At 69.8% G+C, this 18,287-nt stretch carries 21 protein-coding genes and 1 tRNA gene; 15 read left to right on the top strand and 7 right to left on the bottom strand.

Going from position 1 to position 18,287, the window contains the following annotated elements:
- The first annotated feature begins 2 nt into the window (after positions 1–2).
- Positions 3–779 carry a 2-oxo-tetronate isomerase gene (otnI, locus tag ACLNGM_RS08005; protein WP_416357879.1) on the top strand — a complete coding sequence of 259 codons (777 nt, stop codon included), beginning with the start codon at positions 3–5 and terminating at the stop codon, positions 777–779.
- A 4-nt stretch (positions 780–783) separates the two neighbouring features.
- On the opposite strand, the gene ACLNGM_RS08010 is transcribed toward otnI, so the two are convergent.
- Together ACLNGM_RS08010 and ACLNGM_RS08015 are read right to left on the bottom strand one after the other, a co-directional pair.
- A complete protein-coding gene (locus ACLNGM_RS08010; protein ID WP_416357880.1) occupies positions 784–1,539 on the bottom strand; it encodes a glucose 1-dehydrogenase in 756 nt (251 codons plus the stop codon).
- A gap of 64 nt (positions 1,540–1,603) precedes the next feature.
- Positions 1,604–2,752 (bottom strand): CaiB/BaiF CoA transferase family protein, encoded by a 1,149-nt coding sequence (locus ACLNGM_RS08015; RefSeq protein WP_416357881.1) that lies wholly within the window; start codon positions 2,750–2,752, stop codon positions 1,604–1,606.
- A 218-nt stretch (positions 2,753–2,970) separates the two neighbouring features.
- Between ACLNGM_RS08015 and ACLNGM_RS08020 the strand changes: the two genes are divergently transcribed.
- Both ACLNGM_RS08020 and ACLNGM_RS08025 read left to right on the top strand, forming a co-directional pair.
- A complete protein-coding gene (locus ACLNGM_RS08020) occupies positions 2,971–3,798 on the top strand; it encodes an HpcH/HpaI aldolase/citrate lyase family protein (RefSeq protein ID WP_416357882.1) in 828 nt (275 codons plus the stop codon).
- Positions 3,798–5,333 (top strand): fumarate hydratase, encoded by a 1,536-nt coding sequence (locus ACLNGM_RS08025; RefSeq protein ID WP_416358411.1) that lies wholly within the window; start codon positions 3,798–3,800, stop codon positions 5,331–5,333. The genes ACLNGM_RS08020 and ACLNGM_RS08025 overlap by 1 nt, the downstream gene beginning before the upstream one ends.
- A gap of 29 nt (positions 5,334–5,362) precedes the next feature.
- Here the strand turns inward: ACLNGM_RS08025 and ACLNGM_RS08030 are convergent.
- Positions 5,363–5,449, bottom strand: a tRNA-Leu gene (locus tag ACLNGM_RS08030).
- Between the two features lie 118 nt (positions 5,450–5,567).
- Between ACLNGM_RS08030 and ACLNGM_RS08035 the strand changes: the two genes are divergently transcribed.
- Positions 5,568–6,098 (top strand): disulfide bond formation protein B, encoded by a 531-nt coding sequence (locus tag ACLNGM_RS08035; RefSeq protein ID WP_416357883.1) that lies wholly within the window; start codon positions 5,568–5,570, stop codon positions 6,096–6,098.
- Positions 6,099–6,136: 38 nt separating this feature from the next.
- Here the strand turns inward: ACLNGM_RS08035 and ACLNGM_RS08040 are convergent, their stop codons facing one another.
- Together ACLNGM_RS08040 and ACLNGM_RS08045 are read right to left on the bottom strand one after the other, a co-directional pair.
- Positions 6,137–6,697: an HNH endonuclease gene (locus tag ACLNGM_RS08040; RefSeq protein ID WP_279481832.1), complete on the bottom strand. Its 561-nt coding sequence runs from the start codon at positions 6,695–6,697 to the stop codon at positions 6,137–6,139.
- Between the two features lie 179 nt (positions 6,698–6,876).
- Positions 6,877–7,533 carry a DNA-3-methyladenine glycosylase family protein gene (locus ACLNGM_RS08045; protein WP_416357884.1) on the bottom strand — a complete coding sequence of 219 codons (657 nt, stop codon included), beginning with the start codon at positions 7,531–7,533 and terminating at the stop codon, positions 6,877–6,879.
- 44 nt (positions 7,534–7,577) lie between these two features.
- Between ACLNGM_RS08045 and gluQRS the strand changes: the two genes are divergently transcribed.
- On the top strand, positions 7,578–8,513 hold the full coding sequence (gluQRS, locus tag ACLNGM_RS08050) for a tRNA glutamyl-Q(34) synthetase GluQRS (RefSeq protein WP_416357885.1): 936 nt from the start codon (positions 7,578–7,580) through the stop codon (positions 8,511–8,513).
- Here the strand turns inward: gluQRS and ACLNGM_RS08055 are convergent.
- Positions 8,449–9,402, bottom strand: coding sequence for an AEC family transporter (locus ACLNGM_RS08055; protein WP_416357886.1), 954 nt, complete (start codon positions 9,400–9,402; stop codon positions 8,449–8,451). The two genes, gluQRS and ACLNGM_RS08055, sit on opposite strands and share 65 nt — an antisense overlap.
- 170 nt (positions 9,403–9,572) lie before the next feature.
- Between ACLNGM_RS08055 and ACLNGM_RS08060 the strand changes: the two genes are divergently transcribed.
- From ACLNGM_RS08060 to ACLNGM_RS08090, 7 genes are all read left to right on the top strand, one after another.
- Complete coding sequence (locus tag ACLNGM_RS08060) at positions 9,573–10,469, top strand: DMT family transporter (protein WP_416357887.1); 897 nt, start codon at positions 9,573–9,575, stop codon at positions 10,467–10,469.
- Between the two features lie 73 nt (positions 10,470–10,542).
- Positions 10,543–10,731: a twin transmembrane helix small protein gene (locus ACLNGM_RS08065; protein WP_090963055.1), complete on the top strand. Its 189-nt coding sequence runs from the start codon at positions 10,543–10,545 to the stop codon at positions 10,729–10,731.
- A gap of 62 nt (positions 10,732–10,793) precedes the next feature.
- Positions 10,794–11,366, top strand: a complete 573-nt coding sequence (locus ACLNGM_RS08070) for a cob(I)yrinic acid a,c-diamide adenosyltransferase (protein ID WP_416357888.1) — start codon at positions 10,794–10,796, stop codon at positions 11,364–11,366.
- 165 nt (positions 11,367–11,531) lie between these two features.
- A complete protein-coding gene (locus tag ACLNGM_RS08075; RefSeq protein WP_416357889.1) occupies positions 11,532–12,278 on the top strand; it encodes an electron transfer flavoprotein subunit beta/FixA family protein in 747 nt (248 codons plus the stop codon).
- A gap of 49 nt (positions 12,279–12,327) precedes the next feature.
- Complete coding sequence (locus ACLNGM_RS08080) at positions 12,328–13,257, top strand: electron transfer flavoprotein subunit alpha/FixB family protein (RefSeq protein WP_416357890.1); 930 nt, start codon at positions 12,328–12,330, stop codon at positions 13,255–13,257.
- Between the two features lie 23 nt (positions 13,258–13,280).
- A complete protein-coding gene (locus tag ACLNGM_RS08085) occupies positions 13,281–14,159 on the top strand; it encodes a 3-hydroxybutyryl-CoA dehydrogenase (protein WP_090962818.1) in 879 nt (292 codons plus the stop codon).
- Between the two features lie 14 nt (positions 14,160–14,173).
- Positions 14,174–14,392: an alkylphosphonate utilization protein gene (locus tag ACLNGM_RS08090; protein ID WP_416357891.1), complete on the top strand. Its 219-nt coding sequence runs from the start codon at positions 14,174–14,176 to the stop codon at positions 14,390–14,392.
- Between the two features lie 3 nt (positions 14,393–14,395).
- Here the strand turns inward: ACLNGM_RS08090 and tlpA are convergent, their stop codons facing one another.
- On the bottom strand, positions 14,396–15,070 hold the full coding sequence (tlpA, locus tag ACLNGM_RS08095; RefSeq protein ID WP_416357892.1) for a thiol:disulfide interchange protein TlpA: 675 nt from the start codon (positions 15,068–15,070) through the stop codon (positions 14,396–14,398).
- Positions 15,071–15,113: 43 nt separating this feature from the next.
- On the opposite strand from tlpA, the gene argH reads away from it, so the two are divergent.
- The 3 genes from argH to lysA all read left to right on the top strand — a co-directional run bounded on the left by argH (position 15,114) and on the right by lysA (position 18,110).
- Entirely contained in the window at positions 15,114–16,490 is a 1,377-nt protein-coding gene (argH, locus tag ACLNGM_RS08100; protein WP_416358412.1) for an argininosuccinate lyase, read from the top strand.
- 78 nt (positions 16,491–16,568) lie between these two features.
- Positions 16,569–16,826, top strand: coding sequence for a hypothetical protein (locus ACLNGM_RS08105; protein ID WP_416357893.1), 258 nt, complete (start codon positions 16,569–16,571; stop codon positions 16,824–16,826).
- An 18-nt stretch (positions 16,827–16,844) separates the two neighbouring features.
- Positions 16,845–18,110, top strand: coding sequence for a diaminopimelate decarboxylase (gene lysA, locus ACLNGM_RS08110; protein ID WP_416357894.1), 1,266 nt, complete (start codon positions 16,845–16,847; stop codon positions 18,108–18,110).
- Positions 18,111–18,287: the final 177 nt, after the last annotated feature.

The following is an 18,287-nucleotide window of genomic DNA, read 5'->3' on the forward strand; positions in this document are numbered from 1 at the left end:
CCATGCCGCGCTTTGCCGCCAACCTCACTATGATGTTCAACGAGGTGCCGTTCCTCGACCGCTTCGCCGAGGCCGCGCGCGCAGGCTTTGCCGGTGTCGAGTTCCTGTTTCCCTACGAATGGGAGGCGCAGGCGATCGCCGAGCGGCTGCGCGCGAACGCACTGACGCAGGCCCTCTTCAACATGCCGCCGGGCGACTGGGCGGCCGGCGAGCGCGGCATCGCCTGCCTGCCAGGCCGCGAGGCGGAATTCACGGAGGGCGTCCAGACGGCGGTGCGCTATGCACGGGCGCTCGGCTGCGAGCGGATCCATGCCATGGCGGGCCTCCTGCCGGCGGGCACGGAGCGCAAGCGGTCGCTCGACCTCTACCGCCGCAACATCGCAGCCGCCGCGCGGCGCCTCGCCGACGACGGCCTGACGCTCGTGATCGAGCCGATCAACACGCGCGACATGCCGGGCTATCTCCTCAACCACCAGCGCGAGGCGCATGCGCTCGTCGCCGAGATCGGCGCGGCCAATCTCAAGGTCCAGATGGACTTTTACCATGCGCAGATCATGGACGGGGACCTCTGGCGCCTGTTCGAGGCGCACCGCGAAACCGTCGGCCACATCCAGATCGCCTCCGTGCCGGAGCGCCACGAGCCGGACGAAGGCGAGGTGAACTACCCCTGGCTTTTCGAAAAGCTCGACGAAGCCGGCTACGAAGGCTGGGTCGGCTGCGAATACCGGCCGCGCGGCGACACGCGGGCCGGGCTCGGCTGGTTCGCGCCGCAGCGCTGACCGGTCAGATCGTGCGTCCGCCGTCGACCTCGAGGATGACGCCCGTCACGAACCGGGCTTCGTCGGAGGCGAGGTAGAGGCAGGCGCCGGCGACGTCGTCCGGCTCCGACAGGCGGCCGAGCGGGATCGTGGCGATGAACTTCGCGCGGTTCTCCGGCGTGTCGGGCAGGCCCATGAAGCTTTCGAGCAGCGCCGTCGCGCCCATCACCGGGGCGACCGCGTTGACGCGGATGCCGCGCGGCGCGAGTTCCACGGCGAGCGAGCGGCTCAGCATGTTCACCGCGCCCTTGGAGCCGTTGTACCAGGTGAGGCCCGGCCGCGGGCGCAGGCCCGCCGTCGATCCGATGTTCAGGATGACGCCCGCCCCTTGGGCGGTGAAGACCGGCAGGCTCGCCTGGACCGAGTGGTAGATCGACTTGACGTTGATGGCGTAGACCCGGTCGAACTCGTCCTCCGTGACCTCCTCCAGCGGCTTGTTGCGATGGGTCCAGCCGGCATTGTTGACGAGGATGTCGAGCCGGCCGCCGTGCCGCGCGGCCTCGGCGACGGCACGATCAAAATCCTCGCGACGCGTCACGTCGCCCCTGAGGCTCGCCGCCGCCGCGCCGATCTGACCTGCGACGCGCCGTCCGCCGTCCTCGTCGAGGTCCATGATCACGACGCGGGCGCCCTCGCGTGCGAAGGCCTTGGCGATCGCCGCGCCGAACCCCGACGCCGCGCCCGTCACCAACGCCGATTTGCCATCCAGCCGTCCCGTCATGTCGTGCGATCCTCCCAAATCCTTGCGGAGCATATGGCGGAACGCCGCGCCGCGGCGAGCCCGCTCAGGCCGCGTCCTCCACACGGCCGGCGGGGGCGAATTCGGCGCGCAGCGCCTCGGTCTGCTGCCCGAGCGCCGGAACGGCACGGAATGCCGGGTCCTGTCCGTCAAAGCGGGCGCCGGGCGCGAGATAGGCGACCGGGCCGGCCGGCGTCTCCACCGTCACGAAGCGGTTCTGCGGGTGGTCGGCGAGGTCCTGCATCGAGCTGACGCGGCCATAGGCGATGCGCGCCTTTTCCAGCCGCTCGATCATCTCCGGCCGGTCCGCCATGGCAAAAGCACCGGTGACGATCGCATCGAGCTTCTCGCGGTTGGCCACGCGACGGGAGTTGTCGGAAAAGAGCGGATCGCCCGCCAAATCCGGCGCCAGGAGGACGTCGCGGCAGAGATTGGCCCATTCCCGCTCGTTCTGGATCGAGAACAGGACGGAGGCCCCGTCGCGGCAGGCATAGGCACCGTAGGGCGCGATAGTCGGGTGATTGAGCCCCGAGCGCGCCGGCTCCTTGCCGCCATAGACGTATTGCAGGTACGGCACGTTCATCCAGTCGGCGAGCGCGTGGAAGAGCGACACGTCGATGTGCCGTCCCTCGCCGGTCTTCGCCCGGCCGATCAGCGCCTGCAGCACCGCCTGGAAGGCCGTCATGCCGGCGGCGATGTCGCACACCGATACGCCGACGCGCGCCATGCCGTGCTCGTTGCCGGTGATGTTCGACAGGCCGCTCTCCGCCTGCACGAGGAGATCGTAGGCCTTAAGGTCGCGATACGGGCCCTCGTCGCCATAGCCCGAGATCGAGCAGGTGATGAGGCGCAGGTTGCGGCGGCGGAGTTCGGCGGGCGGAAATCCCAGCTTGTCGATCGCGCCGGGCGCGAGGTTCTGGACGAAGACGTCGGCCGCATCGATCATGCGAGCGAGCACTGCCTTGTCGGCCTCCGACTTCAGGTCGAGGCAGACCGACTCCTTGCCCCGGTTGAGCCAGACAAAATAGGCGCTCTCGCCCTTCACCAGGTGGTCGTAGCCGCGGGCAAAGTCGCCCTCCGGCCGCTCGATCTTGATGACGCGCGCGCCCGCGTCCGCCAGCCGGCTCGACACGTAGGGAGCGGCCACCGCCTGCTCGACGGAGACGACGACTAGACCCTCGAGATCGGTGTTCATCGGTCCTGACCCTCGCTTCTCGGACGCTGCCAGTTAAGGACGGCACGAGCGCGCCTCGCCAATAGCAATGCGCGAGACGCTCCATAACCCGTCGATATGGGCGCCGAGGCCGCATAGGGGCCCCCTATGACCGCCAGCGCGAAAGCCTATTTCCCGTGAGGCGGCCACAGATCCGACAACCCTCGGGTCCGTGGTTCCGACGAGACAGGAAAGATCCCATGCCGTCCACGATCAGCGATGCCGCGCTGTTCCTCTTCGTGCCGGGCGACCGCCCGGAGCGCTTCGCGAAGGCCTTTTCGGCCGGCGCCGACGCGGTGATCCTCGATCTCGAGGATGCCGTCGCGCCGGACGCCAAGGCGCGCGCCCGCGCGGCGATCGAGGCTGTCGCGTCCGAGATCGCGAGCGCGCCATGCGCCGTTCTCCTGCGCATCAACGCGGTCGCCGATCCCGCGCACGCGGCGGACCTCGCCCTTGCCGCGAGGATCGAGGTGGCGGGCGTCATGCTGGCGAAGGCCGAGCGCGCGGCCGATGTCGAGCGCGTCGCCGAGGCGTCGGGCCGGCCCGTGGTGGCGTTGGTCGAGAGCGCGCTCGGGCTCGGCGAGATCCGGCAGATCGCGGGCGCTGCCGCGCGCCTCGCCTTCGGAACCTTCGACTATGCCGCCGATCTCGGTTGCCGCCCGACGCGCGAGGCGCTGGCCTCCGCGCGCCACGAGTTCGTGCTGGCCAGCCGTCTCAAGGCTCGCCCGGCCCCGATCGACGGGGTGACGGCGGCGACGCGCGACGAGGCCCTGATCGAGGCCGACGCGGCCTATGCCGCCGAGCTCGGCTTTTCCGCCAAGCTCCTGATCCATCCCGCTCAGCTTCCGCCGGCTGCGCGCGGGTTCGCCCCGGGCGCAGAGGCCGTCGCCTGGGCCGGGCGAGTTCTCGACGCCGGTCGGGGCGGGGGCGCCGTGTCGCTCGACGGCGAGATGGTGGACGCGCCGGTGATCCTGCGCGCGCAGGCGATTTTGGCGGCCGCCGCGCGGGCGAGCCGGGGAGGACGATGATGAGTTCCCAAGGCGCCCCGATCCGGGAGGCGGATCTCGTCTCCTCCGTCGCCGACGCGCTGCAGTACATCGCGGTGTTCCATCCGCCGAGCTTCGTCCGAAGCCTCGCCGCCGCCTACGAGCGCGAGGAGAGCCCGGCGGCGCGCGATGCGATCCGCCAGATCCTGATGAACTCGCGCATGGCGGCCTTCGGCCGGCGCCCGATCTGCCAGGATACGGGCACGGTGAACGTCTTCGTCAAGCTCGGCATCGGCGCGCGTATCGAGACGACGCACCCGCTCACTGACCTCATCAACGAGGGCGTCGCACGCGCCTACACCGACCCCGACAACCCGCTCCGCGCCTCGATCGTCCGCGATCCGCTGTTCGGCCGGACGAACACCGGCGACAACACGCCGGCCGTCGTGCATTTCGACGTCGTGGCCGGCGATGCGCTGACGATCACGGTTGCCGCCAAGGGCGGCGGCTCGGAGAACAAGGCGAAGTTCGCCAACCTCGCGCCCGCGGCCTCCGTGTCGGACTGGGTGGTCGAGACCGTCGAGACGCTCGGCGCCGGCTGGTGCCCGCCGGGGCTGCTCGGGATCGGCGTCGGCGGCACGGCCGAAAAGGCGATGATGATGGCGAAGGAAACGCTTCTCGAGCCGATCGACATGGCCGAACTCCTCCACCGCGGCCCGTCCTCGCCGATCGAGGAGATGCGGCTCGAGATCTACGAGCGCGTCAACGCGCTCGGCATCGGGGCGCAGGGGCTCGGCGGCCTGACGACCGTCGTCGACGTGAAGATCCGCTCGCATCCCTGCCATGCGGCGTCCAAGCCCGTCGGCCTCATCCCGCAATGCGCCGCCGACCGGCATCTCACCTTCACCCTCGACGGCTCGGGGCCGGCCCGGCTCGTGCCACCGGACCTTTCGCTCTGGCCCGAGCTCGACATGGGCGAGCAAAGCGCCGGTGCGCGGCGCATCGATCTCGACCGCCTGACGCGCGAGGAGGTGGCGACCTGGCGGGCCGGCGAGACGCTGCTCCTGTCGGGGCGGATGCTCACCGGGCGCGACGCCGCCCACAAGCGCATGGCCGACATGATTCGGCGCGGCGAGCCGCTGCCGGTCGATCTGAAGGACCGCGCGATCTACTATGTCGGGCCGGTCGACCCGGTGCGCGAGGAGGTCGTCGGACCGGCGGGGCCGACCACGGCCACCCGCATGGATGGCTTCACCGACCTCGTCCTCGACGCGACCGGCCTGCTCGTGATGATCGGCAAGGCCGAGCGGGGCCCTGCCGCGATCGAGAGCATCCGTCGCCACGGCGCGGCCTATCTGATCGCCATCGGCGGCGCAGCCTATCTCGTCTCGAAGGCCGTGAAGGAGGCCCGTGTCCTCGCCTTCGCCGATCTCGGCATGGAGGCGATCCACGAGTTCGTGGTGGAGGACATGCCGGTCACCGTGGCGGTCGATGCCGAGGGCACCTCGATCCACCGCACCGGCCCCTCGCAATGGCGCCGTCCGGCGGTAACCGTCAAAGGCTCGGTGCCGGCCTGACGCGGCAGCTTCTCGCGGAGGGATGGGGGTGGTGCGGGCGGTCGGACTCGAACCGACATATCCGTGAGGACGGCGGATTTTGAGTCCGCTGCGTCTACCAATTCCGCCACGCCCGCAGCGGGCGCCGCCTTGGCCGCGCCGCGATCCTCTTGCCAGAAAAGCGTGAATGCGTCCATAGCGCCCCGGCAGGCGGGCGGCGTGACGCGGCGGCACGGGAGCGGAGTTTCCAAAGGCATGGCGGGGCAGGTCACATTCCAGGGTCACACGGGGTTCCGGCAAACCCTTTCGGCAGCGCTGCTCGCGGGCGGCATGGCGGCGACGGTCGGGGGCGCGCTCCTGTTCCAGCATGTCGGCGGCTACATGCCCTGCGCGCTCTGCCTCGAACAGCGCACGCCCTACTACATCGGCATTCCCGTGGCGCTGGCGGCCCTCGTGGCGGCAAAGTTTCGCGCGCCGGCCCTCGTGACGCGCGGCCTTCTTCTGGTCGTCGGGCTTCTGATGCTCTGGGCAACTGCCCTCGGCGTCTATCATGCCGGCGTCGAATGGGGCTTCTGGGCGGGGCCTGTGGACTGCGCGGCGGCGGGCGCGGTCGACCTGTCCGTCGATCTCCTGTCCTCGATCGACGCGGTGCGCCCGCCGTCCTGTTCGGAGGCGGCGCTGCGCATCCTCGGCGTGTCGCTCGCCGGCTGGAACGCGCTGATCGCGGCGGCCCTCGCGGCGTTGGCCCTGCGCAGCGCGCTGGCGCGGGGCGACCGCTTCGCCTGAACGAGAAAAGCCCGCCGACTTGCAGGTCGCGCGGGCTTCTATTCGGCTTCCAGTTCGGTGTCCCAGTAGAGATAGTCGAGCCAGCTTTCGTGCAGGAAGTTCGGCGGGAACTGCCGGCCGTTGTTGTGCAGGTCGTGCACCGTCGGCTGGTAGGGTGCCTGGTGCGGATGCATCCCGGCGTCGCGCGGCATGAGGCCGCCCTTCTTCAGATTGCAGGGCGAGCAGGCGGCGACGACGTTCTCCCAGGTGGTGAGGCCGCCGCGCGAGCGCGGGATCACGTGGTCGAAGGTCAGTTCGTGCGGCGAGCCGCAGTACTGGCACTGGAAGCGGTCGCGCAGGAATACGTTGAAGCGCGTGAAGGCTGGGTGCCGGGCCGGCTTCACGTAGGACTTCAGGCACACGACCGAGGGTAGCCGCATCGAGAAGGTCGGGCTGTGAACGGCCCGGTCGTACTCGGCAAGGATCGTCACGCGGTCGAGGAACACGGCCTTGATCGCGTCCTGCCACGACCACAAGGACAGCGGATAGTAGCTCAGCGGGCGATAGTCGGCGTTGAGGACAAGCGCCGGAGACAAGGAAGACGGCACTGCGATCGTCAAGGAGCTTCTCCTTCACGCAAGGCAGAGGTTTCGCAAGAACGGGAGCCGGTTTTGCGAAACCGTATGCTCATGCACGTTTCATATGCGTTACCTTTATCGTGGCCTATCGTGTCGCCTTTGTGAAGCCTTTGGCGCCGCTTGCAAAACGCCATACACAGACAGGTCGGACCCCTGCGGCGTCACGCCTCGCCCGGCGGCGCTGCGACGGGCGCAGCATCGCGCCGGAGGAGCGCGGCGTAATAGGCCCAGAACAGCCGCGCGGCGACCGAGCGGTGGGGCCGCCAAGCGGCGGCCGCCTGCGCCACCACGCGCTCGGGTGGCCGCTCCCCGAGCCCGAGGCCGCGGCCCACCGCGATTCGCAGCGCGAGGTCGCCGGCGGGGAAGATGTCGGGATGGGCGACCCCGAAGAGGAGATGGCACTCCGCCGTCCAGCGTCCGATGCCCGGCAGCGCGACGAGCGCCGCGACCGCCTCGTCGGCCGGCAGGAGCGCCACCCGGTCGAGCGCGAGGTCGCCGCGCAGAATCGCCACCGCGACCGCCCGCACCGTGCGCATCTTGGCGGTGGAAAGTCCCGCCTCGCGCAGCGTCTCGTCGGATGCGTGGGCGAGGGCACCGGCGTCGGACAGGTCGACCAGCCGCGCGAGGCGGCCGAGGATCGCGATCGCGCTGGCGCGCGAGACCTGCTGGGCGACCACGGTCGCGACGAGGCCGTCGAGACCGGGCGAACCGGGTCGAAGGGGAACGGTGCCGGCCGTGGCTGCGATCGGCCGAAGGCGCGTGTCGAGCACGAGAAGGGCTGCGAGGTCGCGCTCCACATCTCCTTGTGTCCGGATCATCGCCCGCTCCTTTTCGCCGCCCGGACCGCATGAGATAGGGGAGCATGGTCGCCGCTCCGCCCGTCTTTCGATTCGCGCCGAGCCCGAACGGGCTCCTGCATCTCGGGCACGCCGCGTCGGCACTCATGAATGCCGATCTTGCCGCTGCGAGCGGGGGGCGCCTCCTCCTGCGTCTCGAGGACATCGACCCTGTCCGCTGCACGCCGGAGCTGGAAGCCATGCTTTTGGAGGACGTCGCCTGGCTCGGCGTTCCCTTCGAGACGCCGGTGCGTCGGCAGAGCGAGCATTTCGACGACTACCGCGCGGCGCTCGACGTCCTCGTCGCCGAAGGCCTCGCCTATCCCGCCTTCATGACGCGAGGCGAGATCCGCCGCTTCGCAGCCGACTTCGAGGCGCGCGAGGGGCGTCCGTGGCCGCTCGATCCCGATGGCGCGCCGCTCTACCCAGCCCTCGACCGATCGCTCGGCGGCCGGGGGCGTAAGCTGAAAATCGCGTCCGGCGCGCCTTTCGCCTGGCGTCTCGACATGACGGCCGCGCTGCGGCGGCTCGGGCGACCGCTCGGCTTCCTGGAGACCCGCGGCGGCGAGGCGATCGAGATCGCGGCCGAGCCGGCGCTCTGGGGCGACGTGGTGCTGGCGCGCCGCGAGACGCCGACGAGCTACCATCTGTCGGTGGTGGTGGACGATGCCCTCCAGGGCATCACGGATGTCGTGCGCGGACGCGACCTTCTGGCCTCGACCTCGGTGCACCGGGTGCTTCAGGCGCTTCTCGCGCTGCCCGTGCCGGTCTATCGCCATCACGACCTCGTCCTCGGGCCGGACGGGCGCAAGCTCTCGAAGAGCCGGGGCGACGTGGCGCTTCGCACGCTGCGCGAGGCCGGGCTTTCGCCCGCCGACATCCGCCACATGGTGGGGCTCACCGCACCAGAGCCAGCCACCCCGTCAGCGTCAGGGCCGACAGGAGCGTCGACAGCACGATGACGCCGGCCGCCAGCCGCTCGCCGGTGCGGAAAAAGGTCGCGAAGAGATAGGCGTTGACGCCGACGGGGCAGGCGGCGGCCGCCACCGCGACGGCCAGCCACAGCGGCGGCAGGATGGCGACGCCGACGGCGAAGACGATCCCCGGCTGCACGAGAAGCGCCAGCGCAGCGAGGGCGAGCGGCGCCGCGCGGTCGGAACCGATGGGAAAGCGCACCATCGACATGCCGAGCGCGAAGAGCGCCGTCGGCCCCGCGGTTCCCGCCACCAGCCGGACCACCTCGCCGTGCGGCCCGTCGAGCGGCAGGCCGGTCCAGCGCCAGAGCGCGCCGAGTGCCAGACCTACCACCAGCGCGTTGCGCGACAGGTTGCGCGCGACCTGCCCGACGACGCGGCGCGGCGAGAACGAGGCCGTCTCGCCCCGGTCGCGCGCGTCGCCGAGCCCGGCCCGCTCCAGAAGCAGCGTCGAGACCAGCATCATGGTCGGCAGGTGGATCGCGAGCAGCAGGGCGAGGACGTCGAGCCCTTCGCGGCCGAAGGCGCGCTCGGTCATCGGCACGCCGACGAAGATGAGGTTGGAGAAGCTCGCCGAGACGCCGGCGATCACCGCGCCGCGCCGGTCGGTGCCCGCAAAGCGCCGTCCGATCCACATTCCGGCGGCATAGACCGGCGCAACGCCCGCGAAATACGCGATCCAGAGAAGGAGCGGGTTCGCCTCGCCGAAGTCGGCCGTGGCGACAGTGCGGAACATCAGGGCGGGCACCGCGACCTTGAACACGAAGCCCGACAGCGCGTCGCCGGTCGAGCCGGGGAGGTAGCCGGCCTTTGCCGACAGCGTGCCGAGCGCGATCAGGACGAAGATCGGGGCGACGACGGAAAGGACGAGCGTCATGGCATCTCGGCTGCGGCGGATCGTGCCTCCCGTTACCGCGCATGGCCGGGCGAGGCGAGGCGCAATCGAACGGCCCGCGGGCTTGACGCATGCCGCCCGGCTGGTATCGCGGGCTTGTCGCCGGAACGATCGCGAGATCGTGCGGCGCTGCATGAAAGGATCTTCGGGCCTTGCGCCGGCTTCTTCCCTTCTTCCCGGCCATCTTCGTGTTTCTGTGGTCCACCGGCTTCGTCGGCGCGCGCTACGCCATGCCCCATGTCGAGCCGTTCACGTTCCTCTCGATGCGCTATGCGCTGGCGCTCGTGATCCTCGTGCCGATGGCCGCCTTCGCGCTGCGCGGGGCCAAGGGCGTGACGGTGCCGCGGCTCGCCCATGCCGCCTTTGCCGGCAGCCTCATCCACGGGCTCTATCTCGGCGGAGTGTTCTTCGCCGTGCGCCACGGGCTGCCGGCCGGCGTGACGGCGCTGGTGGCGGGGCTGCAGCCGCTCCTCACCGCGCTTCTCGCCGCCTCGCTCATTGGCGAGCGGGTCACCGCGCGGCACTGGATGGGGCTCGCCGTCGGCCTCGTCGGCGTCGGCCTCGTGGTCGCGCCCAAGCTCGGGAACGCCGGCGGCTTCACGATCGGGCAGCTGATGCCGGCGCTCGGCGCCGTCGCCGGCATCTCGCTCGGCACCGTGTGGCAGAAGCGGTTCGTCGGCAGCCTCGACCTGCGCGTCGGAACGGCGGTGCAGTATGTCGGGGCGCTACTGCCGACCTTCATGGCCGCCTACGCCTTCGAGACCATGCAGGTCGACTGGGCCGCCGAAATGGTGCTCGCGCTGGTCTGGCTGACGCTGGCGCTGTCGATCGGGGCGATCTTCCTGCTTCTCTACCTCATCCGCGAAGGGGCGGTCTCGCGCGTCGCCTCGCTGATGTATCTGGTGCCGGCCGTCACCGCGCTGCAGACCTTCGTGCTCTTCGGCGAGCAACTGACCGCGGTGCAGCTTCTCGGCATGGCGGTGGCGGCCGGCGGCGTCGCGGCGGCCACCGGCGCGCTGCAGATCGGCCGGCGCGACCGCGAGGCATGACGTCGCGGTGCTCGCGCACGCGCGCGTGAACACCTATATCCCGCCCAGCGGCCAGCAGCCGGAAAGAAGCCAGATGTCGACGATCTTCACCATCCTCGCCGTGATCTTCATGGTCGCGGTCGCCGTGGTCCTCGTGATGGGCCTTGCCAACATGATGCGCGGCGGTCCGGGCAACACCTCGCAGAAGCTGATGCGCGCGCGCGTCATGCTGCAGGCGATCGCGGTCGCCGTGATCGTGGGCGCCCTCTACTTCGCACGCTGAGCCGTTTTCCCGGTGGCGCCGCGTCCTAGATGGGGCGCGACACGGCGACGGGAAAACTAAGCATGGTCCGGCTCACCAAGATCTACACGCGCACCGGCGACAAGGGCACCACGGCGCTCGGCAGCGGCGAGCGACGCCTCAAGAGCGATCTTCGGATCGAGGCCTACGGTACGGTGGACGAGGCGAACTCGCTGATCGGCGTCGCACGCCTCGACGCGTCGCCCGAACTCGACGCCAGCCTGTCGCGCATCCAGAACGACCTCTTCGATCTCGGCGCCGATCTCGCGACCCCCGAAACCGACGAACCGCTGCCGTTCGAGCGGCTGGCGATCGTGCCGGCGCAGGTCGACTGGCTGGAGCACGAGATCGACCGGCTGAATGCCGACCTCCAGCCTCTGAACTCCTTCGTTCTTCCCGCCGGCACCGCGACGTCGAGCCGGTTGCACGTCGCGCGCACCGTCGCGCGACGGGCCGAGCGGCACATGGTCGAGCTGTCGCGCCGCGAGGGCGAGCGCGTCTCGGACGCTGCGCTCAAATACGTCAATCGCCTGTCGGACTACCTCTTCGTCGCGGCGCGCCATGCGAACGACGGCGGGCGCGGCGACGTCCTGTGGGTGCCCGGCGCGAACCGCTGAACACTTTGACCTTTACGTCAAAGGAATATAGCTTCCAGAGCGATCCATCGAGCCGGGCGGCTATCCGCTCGCTTGAACCCGCTTCGCCGTCTCCTTAAGACAGTCGGAGCTTGAGAGACCGGCCCGAAGCGCGACTCGAAACGGGCCAAGACAGGGAAGCCCCGCATGAAGATTCTCGTCTGCGTGAAGCGTGTCGTCGACTACAACGTGAAGGTCCGGGTGAAGGCGGACGGGACGGGCGTCGAGCTCGCCAACGTGAAGATGTCGATGAACCCGTTCGACGAGATCGCGGTGGAGGAGGCGCTGCGCCTTAAGGAGAAGGGTGCGGCCACCGAGATCGTCGTGGTATCGGCCGGCCCGGCCCAGGCGCAGGAGACGATCCGCACGGCGCTCGCCATGGGTGCCGACCGCGGCATCCTCGTGAAGGCCGAAGGGCGTCTTGAGCCGCTCACCGTGGCCAAGCTCCTCAAGGGCGTCGTCGAGGCCGAGAAGCCCGACCTCGTGATCCTCGGCAAGCAGGCGATTGACGACGACTGCAACCAGACCGGCCAGATGCTCGCCGGCCTTCTCGGCTGGGCGCAGGGCACGTTCGCCTCGAAGGTCGAGGTGGCGGACGGCGCGCTGAACGTCACGCGCGAGGTGGACGGCGGTCTCCAGACAGTCGGCCTCCGGCTTCCGGCGATCATCACCACCGACCTTCGCCTCAACGAGCCGCGCTATGCCTCGCTCCCCAACATCATGAAGGCGAAGAAGAAGCCGCTGGAGGAGCGGGACGCGGCCGAGTTCGGCGTCGATCTCTCGCCCCGCCTCGAGGTCGTCAAGGTCGCCGAGCCGAAGGGCCGGCAGGCGGGCGTCAAGGTCGGCTCGGTGGACGAGCTGGTTTCGGCCCTCAAGGGCGCCGGGCTGGTTTGAGCCGCCCGCGACCGACGCCCCGCTCCCTCTTTTTCGCGAGATCCGTTCCATGACCACGCTTCTGATCGCCGAACACGACAACACGACGCTCTCGGGCGAGACCGCCAAGGCGCTGACCGCCGCAAGCCAACTCGGCGGCGACGTCCATGTCCTCGTGGCCGGCGAGGGCTCCGCCGCGGTCGCCGAGGCCGCTGCCAAGCTCCAGGGCGTCGCCAAGGTGCTGCATGCCGACGCCGCCGGCCTCGGCCACCACCTCGCCGAGCCGCTGGCCGCCCTCGTCGTGCAGCTTGCCCCGAGCTATGACGCGATCGTCGCGCCGGCGACTGCGGCCCTCAAGAACGCCCTGCCGCGCGCGGCGGCGCTCCTCGACGTCATGCAGGTGTCGGACGTGATCGCCGTGCATGGCACCGATACGTTCGAGCGTCCGGTCTATGCCGGCAACGCGGTCGAGACGGTGCGCTCCACCGACAAGATCAAGGTGCTGACCGTGCGCACCGCGGCCTTCGCCGCGGCGGGCGAGGGTGGCTCGGCCTCCGTCGAGAGCGTCGGGGCCGCGAGTGACCCCGCCGTGTCGAAGTTCGTCTCGGAGGCCGTCGTCCATTCCGAACGCCCGGAACTGTCGGGCGCGAAGGTCATCGTGTCGGGCGGCCGGGCGCTGGGCTCCAAGGAGAAGTTCGAGGAGGTCATGCTGCCGCTCGCCGACAAGCTGGGCGCGGCCGTCGGCGCGTCCCGCGCGGCGGTGGACGCGGGCTACGCGCCGAACGACTGGCAGGTCGGCCAGACCGGCAAGGTCGTCGCGCCCGACCTTTATGTGGCCTGCGGCATTTCGGGCGCGATCCAGCATCTCGCCGGCATGAAGGATTCCAAGGTCATCGTCGCCATCAACAAGGACGAGGATGCCCCGATCTTTCAGGTCGCCGACTACGGCCTCGTCGGCGACATCTTCCAGATCATCCCCGAACTGACCGGCAAGCTCTGACGGGGACGGATACGGAGGGCGCGATGACGAACATTCGGACGGTGGGCGTCATCGGCGCCGGGCAGATGGGCGCGGGAATCGCGCAGGTCAGCGCACAGGCGGGCTACGACGTCGTGCTCTACGACGTCAGCCTCGACCTCGCGACCAAGGGGATCGAGAAGATCGCCTCTGGTCTCGATCGGCTCGTCGCCGGCGGCAAGCTGGATGCCGAAGCGCGCGAGGCGGCGCTGAAGCGCCTCAAGCCCGCCGACGGGGTCAACGATCTCGCCCCGTGCGACCTCGTGATCGAGGCGGCGACCGAGAAGGAGGAGATCAAGCGGCGGATCTTCGCGCAGGTCTGCCCCGTGCTGCGCCCTGACGCGATCCTCGCGTCCAACACGTCCTCGATTTCGATCACGCGCCTGGCGTCCGGCACCGACCGCGCGGAGCGCTTCCTCGGCATCCATTTCATGAACCCCGTACCGGTCATGAAGCTCGTCGAGCTGGTGCGCGGCATTGCCACCGACGACGCCGTGTTCGAGGCGTCCAAGGGCTTCGTCGCCAGCCTCGACAAGACGATGACGATCTCGGAGGACTTTCCGGGCTTCATCGTCAACCGCGTGCTGATCCCGATGATCAACGAGGCGATCTACACGCTGCACGAGGGCGTCGGCTCGGTGGAATCGATCGACGCCTCGATGCGGCTCGGCGCCAACCATCCGATGGGCCCGTTCCAGCTGGCCGACTTTATCGGGCTCGATACCTGCCTGTCGATCATGCAGGTGCTGCACGACGGCCTTGCCGATTCGAAGTACCGGCCGTGCCCGCTCCTGGTGAAATATGTCGAGGCCGGATGGCTCGGCCGCAAGGTGAAGCGCGGCTTCTACGACTATCGCGGCGAGACGCCGGTCCCGACGCGCTGAGAGGTCCAAAGGCCTTGAGCGACACCACGTGCGACTCGAACGGCACGCCGCTTTCCGACGGCGACAGCGTGACCCTGATCAAGGACCTCAAGGTCAAGGGCACCAGCGTGACGCTGAAGCGCGGCACGCTGGTAAAGAATATCCGCCTGACCGGCGACCCGGATCTCGTCGAGTGCCGGGCCGAAAAGGTGAAGGACCTCGTGCTGCGGACGGAGTTCCTGAAGAGGGCCTGATCGTCAGGCGCCGCCGCCCTTCAGGGCGTCGATGAGGCGCAGGCCGTCGGGGCTCGCCCATTCCGCAGGGCCGTTCATCGCCGCGCGCGCGCAGCCGCCCGCGTCGACCAGGAGCGTCACCGGCAGGCCGAGCGCCACGCCCTGACGCTTCAGGTCGTTGAAGACGCCCATCGTCTCGTCGCGGTAGTAGGGCAGGGTCTTGAGGCCCGTCTCGGCATAGAAGCCGCGCGGCTTGGCGTCGTCGCCCATGTCGACGTTGATCGGCACGACCGAGAAGCTCTCGTCGCCCGCCTCGCGCTCCAGCTGATCGAGCGCCGGCATCTCGGCGCGGCATGGCGCGCACCACGTCGCCCAGATGTTGACGAGGAGCGACTGGCCCTTGAGGGCCGCAAGGCTCGTGTCGCGGCCATCCCCGTCTTTGAAACGCAGCGCGGAGACGTCGAACGGGGTCTCCAGCGGGCGCATCGCCGCGACCTCGCCGCGTGCGGCCCCGTCGAGCGCCGCCGAAAGGGCTGCCGCGGCCGGGCAGGACGCCACCGCTTCGTTGCCAGAGCGCGTTTCCATCACGTATACGCCGAGGGCCCCGGCGAGCAGTCCGCCGGCGAGCGCAATGCTCAGGATCCGCTTCGTGCCCCAAGGCCGGGGGGCGGGGGACGGGGTCTGCTTCGGGTCGGACATCGGCAGGAAAGGCCTTTTCGTGGACAAGACGACGAGCAACGAGATGTGGGGCGGACGCTTCGCCTCCGGTCCCAGCGCGATCATGGAAGCGATCAACGCCTCGATCGACTTCGACAAGCGCCTTTACCGGGAAGACATCGCCGGGTCGATCGCCCATGCCGAAATGCTCGGGAACCAAGGCATCATCTCGGCCGAAGACGCGGCGGAAATCAGGCGCGGTCTGGAGATGATCCGCATCGAGATCGACGAGGGGCGCTTCGCCTTCTCGAAGGCGCGCGAGGACATCCACATGAACGTGGAGGCGCGGCTCGCCGAGCTGATCGGCCCGGCCGCCGGCCGCCTCCACACCGCGCGCTCGCGCAACGATCAGGTGGCGGTCGACTTCCGCCTGTTCGTCAAGGGCGCGGCGGGCGATCTCGACCGGGCGCTGCGCGGCCTGCAGGAGGCGCTTCTCGCGCGCGCCGAAGAGCACGCGGCAACCGTGATGCCGGGCTTCACCCATCTCCAGGCCGCCCAGCCCGTCACCTTCGGCCACCACTGCCTCGCCTATGTCGAGATGGCGGGGCGCGACCGCGGCCGGGTGCAGGACGCGATGCGGCGCATGGACGAATCGCCGCTCGGCGCGGCGGCGCTCGCCGGCACCGGCTTTCCGATCGACCGCCACCGCACGGCGGAGGCGCTCGGCTTCCGCGAGCCGACGCGCAACTCGCTGGATTCCGTCTCCGACCGCGACTACGCGCTGGAATTCCTGTCGGCCTCGGCGATCTGCGCGACGCACCTGTCGCGCCTGGCGGAAGAGATCGTCATCTGGTCGACGCCGCAGTTCGACTTCGTGCGCCTGTCGGACGCCTTCTCGACCGGCTCCTCCATCATGCCGCAGAAGAAGAACCCCGACGCCGCCGAACTGGTGCGCGCCAAGACCGGACGGATCGCCGGCTCGCTGGTGGCGCTCCTGACCATCATGAAGGGACTGCCGCTCAGCTATTCCAAGGACATGCAGGAGGACAAGGAGCAGGTCTTCGACGCCGTCGATAGCCTCGCCCTCGCCATCGCGGCGATGACCGGCATGGTGAGCGATCTCCAGGTGAACGCGGCCAAGATGCGCGCGGCAGCGGGCGCCGGCTTCTCCACCGCGACGGACCTCGCCGACTGGCTCGTGCGCGAACTCGGGCTGCCGTTCCGCGAGGCTCATCACGTGACGGGCCGCGTCGTGGCGCTCGCCGAGGAGCGGCGCGTCGCGCTGGAGGATCTGCCGCTTGCCGACCTCCGGTCGATCGAGGCGCGGATCGGCGAGGAGATCTATTCGGTCCTCTCGGTGGACGCGTCGGTCGCCAGCCGGACGAGCTTCGGCGGCACGGCACCCGACGGCGTACGCGTGCAGGCGAAGGCCTGGCGCGAGCGGCTCGCCGCCGAAGGCTAGAGATTGGCGCGCCGACGCGCTAAGCACGGGGAAGCCGGGCCGCACGCCCGGAGCATGGGTGACGGGGTTCCGGACAGCATGACGAAGCCAGCTTACGCGATCTGTCTCGGCCTCTGCGCCGCCCTGGCGCTTGCCGGTTGCGGGCGCAAGACCTTCCCGGTGGCGACACGGGCCGACGGACAGGTCTCGCGCGCCGTGGTGCCGGACGCGGCGGGCACCGCGCGCCTGCCCAAGGTCGCCCCGCTCGCCAGCGACCGGTCGGTTCTGCCGACCGAAGTCACCACCAATTCCGATGCCGACAAGAAGCGCTTCGTCCTCGACGGCCTTCTGAACTAGACCGCCCAAGGCGACGCCATGAACCATTTCGAATACCGGGACGGCATCCTTCATGCCGAGGGCGTCGACCTCAGGGCGATCGCGGCCGATGTCGGAACGCCGTTCTACTGCTATTCCACCGCGACGCTGACGCGGCACTACCGCGTCTTCGCCGACGCCTTCTCCGACATCGACGCCACCGTCTGCTACGCGATGAAGGCGAACTCGAACCAGGCGGTGCTCCGGACGCTTGCGGCGCTCGGCGCCGGCGCCGACGTCGTGTCGGGCGGCGAACTGGCGCGCGCGCTCGCCGCCGGCATCCCGCCGGAAAAGATCATGTTCTCCGGCGTCGGCAAGACGGCGGCCGAGATCGACGCTGCGCTCGATGCCGGCATCTTCTGCTTCAACGTCGAGTCGGAGCCTGAGCTCCACGCCATCTCGGCGCGCGCCTCGGCCTCGGGGCGCACCGCGCACGTCTCGTTCCGCATCAACCCGGATGTCGACGCCCGCACGCACGCCAAGATCTCGACCGGCAAGAAGTCCGACAAGTTCGGCATCGCCTTCGAGCGCGCCGAGGCGGTCTACGACCTCGCGGCGACGCTGCCGGGCATCGCAGTCTCGGGCATCGACATGCATATCGGCTCGCAGATCGTCGAGCTCGAGCCCTTCGACCTCGCCTTCGCCAAGCTCGCCGAGTTGGTGCGGCGGCTGCGGGGGCGCGGGCACGACATCACCCATATCGACCTCGGCGGCGGCCTCGGCGTGCCCTACCGCCAGTCCAACGAGCTGCCGCCGGGGCCCCCCGCCTATGCCGAGATCGTCAAGCGGCATGTGCGCGACCTCGGCGCCAAGGTCATCTTCGAGCCCGGCCGGCTGATCGCGGCCAATGCCGGCATCCTCGTCACGAGCGTCATCTACCGGAAGGAGGAGGCGGGCCGCACCTTCCTGATCGTCGACGCCGCGATGAACGACCTCATCCGTCCGACCCTCTACGAGGCGTGGCACGAAATCCGGCCCGTGGTGGAGCCGGAGCGCGATGCCGAATTCGTGACCGCCGATGTCGTCGGCCCGGTCTGCGAGAGCGGCGACTTCCTGGCCAAGGACCGCTCGCTGCCGGCCGCGGAAGCCGGCGATCTTCTCGCCGTCGCCTCGGCCGGAGCCTACGGGGCCGTGCAGTCCGGCACTTACAACACGCGGGCGCTGGTGCCCGAGGTGCTGGTGAAGGACGACGCCTACGCCGTGGTGCGCCCGCGCATGGAGGTCGAGGCCCTGATCGCGCTCGACCGGCTGCCGCCCTGGCTCTGACGCGCGGCGCGGCGCGGCATCACGCCCGCGTCAGCGCCTCGCCTTCGCCTCAAAAGCTGTTAGTCTGTTGAATGACTTGAGGGACGCCCGGCGCCATCGTGCACCGGCGGCGCCCTCGGCATTGAGGCGCGGAGCCCGAGCCGGCGGCGGCACGGCCCGCCCGTTTCGAAAGCGGCT

It is taken from the genome of Aureimonas phyllosphaerae, from assembly GCF_047943035.1.
Taxonomy (GTDB): Bacteria; Pseudomonadota; Alphaproteobacteria; order Rhizobiales; family Rhizobiaceae; genus Aureimonas; species Aureimonas phyllosphaerae.